Here is a 6,813-nt window from a genome sequence, read left to right as displayed (position 1 = left end):
TGCGGCGACAGCACGAATGGAAGCGACAACGTCAGCCGTCGATGAGCCGTAGCCGTGCCCCACGGGAATTGCGCTTTGAAGTGTCAGCTCGCCGCCGCCGGTGACGTTCAAGAAATCGAGCGTGAGCCGCGCAGCTGCCGACGCCTTGACCTTGTGATCGGGGTTGACAACGACCGCATCGTTGTCGCTCCTGGCAAAGCTCGCCTCCGATCTCAAGCCGGCAATCGGCAGCGTCACGAGCCCGCGATGAAGGCGCCCGCCATCGTCCTTGAAGACGCCCTGGATGAGTTCGCCGTGATGCCCGATCGCCGCCGCCGTCCCCACCGACGACTTCATCGTTTCACGGCTCATATGCTCGCCGGCCCCAGCCATTTTCATCTCCCCACGCTTTCCAGCCACGCGGGAAGATGGCGCCGACGATTGGCAGCCGCCCTTAAGGAATTCCGGTATTGACAGCCCCTATCGAACGAGCCGGCCGCGAGGCGATGCTGGCGGATCGTCAGGCGGCGGAGCCAAGGTGCCTCAGCGGCCGGCCGGCCGACACCGACTGCACCGCGGCCATGATACCTTGCGCATCGATCCCGTAATGCCGATAGAGATCCGCGATCGTACCGGTCTGGCCGAAATGCTCGACGCCGAGCGCGCGCGTGCGATGGCCATGAACCGACCCCAGCCAGGCGAGCGTTGCGGGATGCCCGTCCAGCACCGTCACGATGGCACATGAGGCCGGGAGATCGGCCAACAGGCGCTCGACATGACTGGTGGCGCGCGGATGGCCATATTGCCGCGCCCGCGCCGCGGCCGACCAGCCGGCGTTCAGCCGGTCGGCCGAGGTCACGGCAAGAAGCCCGACATCGCGCCGGTCACCGGCCATCAGCCCCAATGCCTGGACCGCCTCCGGCGCGACAGCTCCCGAATAGGCGATGACCACAGCGGCATTCGGCCCGGGTTTGCGCAACCAGTAGGCGCCATCGACGATGTCGCGCGCCGGGGTGTCCCCGGTCTGGCGTGTCGGCTGCTCGATCAGCCGCGTCGAGAGCCTGAGGTAGACCGAACCTCCCGTCTGATCGCGCAGCCAGGTATGGTCATCGGGCTCGGTCTCGCCGGAGCGCTGCATGTAGTCGAATGCCCAACGCAGGATGACGGCCAGCTCGTCGACATAGGCCGGCTCGAATGTCGCCAGGCCGTCCTGCGCCATGCCGATCAGCGGCGTGGCGATCGACTGATGCGCTCCGCCCTCGGGCGCCAGCGTGACGCCAGAAGGCGTCGCCGCCAGGATAAAGCGAGCGTCCTGATAGCAAGCATAGTTGAGCGCATCGAGGCCACGCTCGATAAACGGGTCGTAGAGCGTTCCAACCGGAAGCAGGCGCTCGCCATGAAGCGAATGCGACAAACCCAGCGCCGACAGCATCGTGAAGAGGTTCATCTCCGAGATGCCGAGTTCGAAATGCTGTCCCGACGGCGAAAACGTCCAGTTGAAGGTAGAGGGAATGCGTTCTTCACGAAAAATGTCCGCCTGGTCGCGGCGCGCAAACAGACCCCGCCTGTTTACCCAGGCGCCAAGATTGGTCGAGACGGTGACGTCCGGAGACGTGGTGACGACACGCTTTGCAAAATCGCTGTCTGACTTGGCGATGTCGTGCATCAAAAGGCCAAAGCCCTGCTGTGTCGACATGGACGCCTGGGCGCTGAAAGCAATCCGCGCCGGCACGGTTATGGCTGGGGCTTGATGGCGGCGGGTAGCTGCCTGCGCGAATGGCGACGACGCCAGATAGGACCGGATCGCGGCCTCATCATATGCAAGGCCCTCGAACATGTCCCATTCACGCCCCGCGCGGACACCCATGCCTTGCCGCAGCGCGTCGACTTGCGCCGGCGTCATCAATCCAGCGTGATTGTCCTTATGGCCGGCCAGCGGCAGGCCGAAACCTTTGATGGTATAGGCGATGAAGCAGGTCGGACGATCATGACCGCGCGCCTTCTCGAAGGCATCGATGATGCTCGCCAGATCATGGCCGCCGAGATTCGCCATCAAGGCGGCAAGGTCTTCGTCGCTGCGCTTCTCGATCAGGCGGGTGACCGGTCCCTGATCACCGAGGTCGTCCAGAAGGCGCCTGCGCCATGCGGCGCCGCCCTGGAAGGTCAACGCGGAATAGAGCTGATTGGGGCATGCGTCGATCCAGGACCGCAGCTTTTCGCCGCCCTCTTCCGCGAAGGCCGCCTGTTGCAATGTCCCATGTTTGAGGATCACCACATCCCAGCCGAAGTTGCGAAAGATGGACTCGAACCGCTGCCACAGGCCTTCGCGCACCACCGCATCAAGGCTCTGCCTGTTGTAGTCGACGACCCACCAAGTGTTGCGCAGGCCGTGTTTCCAGCCTTCGAGAAGGGCCTCGAAGATATTGCCTTCGTCCATTTCAGCGTCGCCGAGAAGGGCGACCATCCGACCTTCCGGCTGGTCCGCGTTCCAGCCTTTTGCCCTGACATAATCTTGGACCAGGGAGGAGAACAGGGTTTGCGCCACGCCCAGTCCAACCGACCCGGTCGAGAAATCGACATCGTCGATATCCTTGGTTCGAGACGGGTAGGACTGCGCGCCGCGATAACCGCGGAAATTCTGCAGCTGCTCGAGCGTCTGCTTGCCGAACAGATATTGGATGGCGTGAAAAACCGGGCTGGCATGCGGCTTGACGGCAATACGGTCTTCGGGCCTGAGGATCTGGAAGTAGAGCGCCGTCATCAAGGTCGAGGCCGACGCCGACGACGCTTGATGGCCGCCGACCTTGAGGCCGTCCTGCGACCCGCGAACATGATTGGCATGATGGATCATCCAGACAGCCAGCCAAAGAACCTTGCGTTCAAGCTCCGAAAGGATCGTCATCGTCGGCTCCCGTGATATCGCGGCTTAACGATAGCGGCCACGGTCTCTCAAAAGTGGCTATTCTTACCCGAGCAGATCGATGATATTGGCTGATCCAGCCAATAACGATGTCCAGACGAGGGAAACGTGCCAAATCCGACGCTCGATGCAATCGATATGAAAATCATCGCCGCGCTTCAGAAGAACGCAAAAGCGACGACGAACGACCTCGCTGAAGCCGTCGGTCTTTCCCCTTCACCTTGCGCCCGGCGCGTCAGGCTCCTGGAGAGCGCCGGCGTCATCAAAGGTTACACCGTGGTCCTCGACCAGAAGAAGCTCGGCTTACCGATCAGCGCTTTCGCATCGATCAAGCTTGAACGGCAACGCGAGGGCGATCTCGACCGCTTCTCCCAGGCGGTGCTGCGCTGGCCGGAGGTGGTCGACTGCTATCTGATGACCGGCCAGCGGGATTACCTGATGCGCATCGTGGTGCGCGACCTCGAGGCCTATGAGCGGTTCATCAAGGACAAGCTGACGCGGCTGGACAACATCGCCTCGATCGAAAGCAGCTTCGCGCTGGGCCAAGTCAAGCGCTCGGAAGTCTTGCCCGTCTAATCGACCGGTTGTCTAGAACCATCGCGGCGGCAACTGAGTGAGGTTGAGGCATCTGCGTCAACCCAATGCAACTCACAAACAAACGTATTCCCCTCGTCGCCACGAGCGAGAGCCTCTCCTTGCTGCGTTCGCAATATTTTGTATATATTTTGTATATCTATATTGACGAATTGCCGCTTTCAAACGTAGCGTCGCGCGGCTGAGGCGGAACGCCTGCGCGCACTAACTCAATCTCACGGGAGGACTGAACCGATGAAATTTCGAGCCCGATCGGCCGCCATTGGCCTGGCCTGCATCGCCTATGCCGCGCTTGTTGGATCTCTATTGCCGGCCGCGGCGGAGACCACAAAAGAACGCGTCTTGAAGGAAGGACGCATCGTCATCGGCATCCATAACCGGTCGCCATGGGGCTACAAGAAGGAGGGAACCGGCGAGTTGCTCGGGTGGCACCCGGATCTCCTCAGAGCTGCCTTCGCCGATCTCGGCGTCAAGCAGGTCGACTTCGAGGTCACCGAGTTCGGCGCCTTGATCCCGGGCCTGATGGCCGGGCGTTTCGATGCCGTCGCATCTGGGCTGTCGATAACGCCGGAGCGATGCCAGCAGGTCGCATTCGGCGCTCCCGACCTGAGGTCGGACGACGCGGCTATCGTGCTCGCCGGGAACCCCAAGGCGCTCCATAGCTATGCGGATCTTGCCAAGAAAGCCGACGCGATCATGGGGGGCGGCCGCGGCAGCAATGTCATCAAGAACGCCATCACCGAGGGCGTTCCGGAGGACCGCATCCTGCAGTTCCCGGACATCGAGACCAACATCGCGGCACTGCGCGCCGGCCGCATCGACGCCGCGGTGTTCTCGTCCCCGACGGTGATCGGGCTGCTTGCCGGCAACAGGAGCCCCGATCTGGAGCGCGCCAGCCCGTTCACGACGGACGAAAAGTCGATCAGCTACATCGCGGTCGCGTTCAGGAAGGACGATGGCGATCTGCGCGACCTCTACAATCAGGGTCTGGCGAAGGTCATGTCGAAAGGCACGATCGCCACCATCATGGCGAAGTACGGATTTGGTCCCACGGAAAAAGTGCCGCCAGGATTGACGACGTCGCAATTGTGCGGAGCCGCCAACCACCGGCGTCAGCAACAGAAGCCCTCTGGCATCAACTGAGCGGATGGCGCCGCGCAAGCCCGCGCGGCGCCTCTGTCCGGCTACATGCCCTTCGGATCATTGTCGTTCCGCATCGCTGGACGGCGCAACGTCTTCGGGGATTCCTGCCGCAAGGTTGGTCCCTTGGCCAGGCGCCTGCCAATTACCAGATGGAGAACAGCTTCGTGCTCGGTGCCGAGGCTGACATCGCCTACAGCAATGCGACTGGACTGACCTCTCGGCACGGGGCGCGATGGCTCAGCGCTTTGCTCAAGAGCGAACTCAAGTGGTCGGGTTTGGCGCGGCTGCGGGCGGGCTATGCGTTCGACCGGACCTTGCCCTACATCACCGCGGGCGTGGCCGCGGCCAAATATGAAGTAAAATCCGGTATCCGGCTTTTATTCGTGGCCGGCGAGCCATCGGATCATGTTCGCCATCAGCCTACCGTAGAGTGGCCACCGGAGAAAATCCTGCGAGAGCCAATGCGGACCGATGTCGGTTGCCCAGGCGACTGTCCGGCCGCTTCCATGGTTGCGAATGGCAAGCAGCGGCCAGTCCGCGCCGCGATGGTGGCAGGCTGCAAGAAGCTGGGACGAGCCATCGCTCCTGAAATCCAGCTTGTTCATGCCGAGGATCGGCGGCAATGGGCCCTCGACACCGGCAAAGATCGGATGTGACGGCCGCAGGATGGATGCCTGCAGGCCCTGCGGCACCTCCATGCCGTCGCAAAACGGCAGGCAGCGCACAGGCAACACATCCTCGACCGGAGTGTCGTAGAACCGCGCTGTCCCGAACATGCCCTGAAATCCCATATAGCCGCCGGCCAGCATCAGCCCGCCGCCAGCTTCGACATAGGCTTTCAGCACCTCGAGGCGGTTGACGCCAACGCGGCCGGCACGGGCCTCCGGCGTGACCAGCAAGGTCAGCGCGCCGACATCGGAGATCACCACCGCCTGGTACTCAGCGAGCGCATCGAGGTCGAAGGGAAACTCGGCGGCACAGCGATCGCCGCCGATCTGCGTGACCGCAATGCCTTCCTCGGCAAGCGCGGCATTGAAGGCTGTCGCACCGTTGACCCACGCAGCGCTTGTCAGCACGTCGCCGCCGGCAGCGACCGAAGTCGTCGCCGCGAAGGTCTCGCCTGCCAACAAGAGTTTCATCGTCGCCTCGTAGTTTCCGACTGAAGATTGAAAGGCGGCCGCCGGCTCGAACCGGCGCCCGCAAAGCCTTGGAAGGCTTAGAACTTGAACTCGGCCAGGTTTTCAGGCGTCACGATCTTTGCCGGGCCAAGGATCAGTTCGCCGCCCGCCCCAATCGTGTATTCGCCGAGCCGGCCTGCCGTGAACTTCTCACCTTCCTTGCCGGTGATCTTGCACTGCGCCAGCGCCTGGGCCGTCTGATAGGTAAGATAGCCGAGATCGGTGACATTCCACCAGATATCCTGCGCGGCGCCGTCCTTGATGTATTTCGAGATCAAAGTGGCCGGCGCCAGGCCGGTCAGCTTGACCTTGCCGATCATGCCGGCTTCCTCGAGTGCACGCGCGGCCGCCGGAAGGCCAATGCCTGCCGGCACGATGATCACCTTGAGATCCGGAAACGCCTGCACCAGCGCCAACGCCTGTTGCTGGTTGACCTGTTCGCTTTCCTCGCCATAGGCGACCTGCACCAGCTTCATCTTGGCGTATTTCGGCTCTGCCGCCATTTTCGCCTTCATGAAGTCGATCCAGGCGTTCTGGTTGGTCGCCGTCGGCGTCGACGACAGGATCGCGAATTCGCCTTCGCCGCCGCTGAGGTTGAATGCGCTTTCCAGCATCATTTCGGCCAGACTGTCGCCCTTCACCTGGTTCACGAATACCGCGCGGGCATCGGCCGCCACGTCGGAATCATACGAGATCACCCGCACGCCCTGCTGAACGGCGCGCTTCAGTGCAGGCGCAACGGCATTGGCGTCGTTGCCGGCAATCGCGATGACCCCGACCTTCTGCGACACGAGGCTGTTGATGAATTCGATCTGTGCCTCGGCGGTCGCCTGTGACGGGGCGACCTGGGTGGCGGTACCGCCAATCTCCTTCGCCGCTTCTTCGGCGCCGCCGAAAGCCACCTTGAAGTAGGGATCGGTATCCAGCTTGGGCAAGAAGCCGACGGTTACCGGTTCCTTTGCGCATTCCTGGCTGTAAGCCAGCGAGGTCGGCGCAAGC

General features: G+C 62.5%; 5 protein-coding genes and 1 pseudogene. 2 read left to right on the top strand and 4 right to left on the bottom strand.

The window, feature by feature from the left end; all coding sequences use genetic code 11:
- Nucleotides 1–372 (bottom strand): annotated as a pseudogene (locus EOA13_RS36210) (kinase); the annotation flags it as partial.
- Nucleotides 373–499: 127 nt separating this feature from the next.
- Entirely contained in the window at nt 500–2,881 is a 2,382-nt protein-coding gene (locus EOA13_RS36205; protein ID WP_127297926.1) for a transketolase, read from the bottom strand.
- A gap of 126 nt (nt 2,882–3,007) precedes the next feature.
- Here EOA13_RS36205 and EOA13_RS36200 point away from each other — a divergent pair, with 126 nt between their 5' ends.
- Together EOA13_RS36200 and ehuB are read left to right on the top strand one after the other, a co-directional pair.
- The gene (locus tag EOA13_RS36200) at nt 3,008–3,475 is read left to right on the top strand and encodes an Lrp/AsnC family transcriptional regulator (RefSeq protein WP_127297925.1); all 468 of its coding nucleotides are present in this window, start codon (nt 3,008–3,010) and stop codon (nt 3,473–3,475) included.
- 252 nt (nt 3,476–3,727) lie between these two features.
- On the top strand, nt 3,728–4,636 hold the full coding sequence (ehuB, locus tag EOA13_RS36195; RefSeq protein WP_127297924.1) for an ectoine/hydroxyectoine ABC transporter substrate-binding protein EhuB: 909 nt from the start codon (nt 3,728–3,730) through the stop codon (nt 4,634–4,636).
- Nucleotides 4,637–5,013: 377 nt separating this feature from the next.
- Here the strand turns inward: ehuB and EOA13_RS36185 are convergent, their stop codons facing one another.
- Complete coding sequence (locus tag EOA13_RS36185) at nt 5,014–5,775, bottom strand: glutamine amidotransferase (RefSeq protein WP_127297923.1); 762 nt, start codon at nt 5,773–5,775, stop codon at nt 5,014–5,016.
- 77 nt (nt 5,776–5,852) lie between these two features.
- Complete coding sequence (locus tag EOA13_RS36180; RefSeq protein ID WP_245490592.1) at nt 5,853–6,797, bottom strand: rhamnose ABC transporter substrate-binding protein; 945 nt, start codon at nt 6,795–6,797, stop codon at nt 5,853–5,855.
- Between the last annotated feature and the right edge of the window lie 16 nt (nt 6,798–6,813).

It is taken from the genome of Mesorhizobium sp. M7A.F.Ca.US.011.01.1.1 (assembly GCF_003998295.1).
Lineage (GTDB): Bacteria > Pseudomonadota > Alphaproteobacteria > Rhizobiales > Rhizobiaceae > Mesorhizobium.
The sequence above is the reverse complement of the archived record's forward strand: the minus strand, read 5'-3'. Positions and strand labels throughout refer to the sequence as shown.

Coding starts and splice junctions, on each gene's coding strand:
- EOA13_RS36205 (WP_127297926.1), bottom strand. CDS start 2,881: ATGACGATCCTTTCGGAGCTTGAACGCAAGGTTCTTTGGCTGGCTGTC.
- ehuB (WP_127297924.1), top strand. CDS start 3,728: ATGAAATTTCGAGCCCGATCGGCCGCCATTGGCCTGGCCTGCATCGCC.
- EOA13_RS36185 (WP_127297923.1), bottom strand. CDS start 5,775: ATGAAACTCTTGTTGGCAGGCGAGACCTTCGCGGCGACGACTTCGGTC.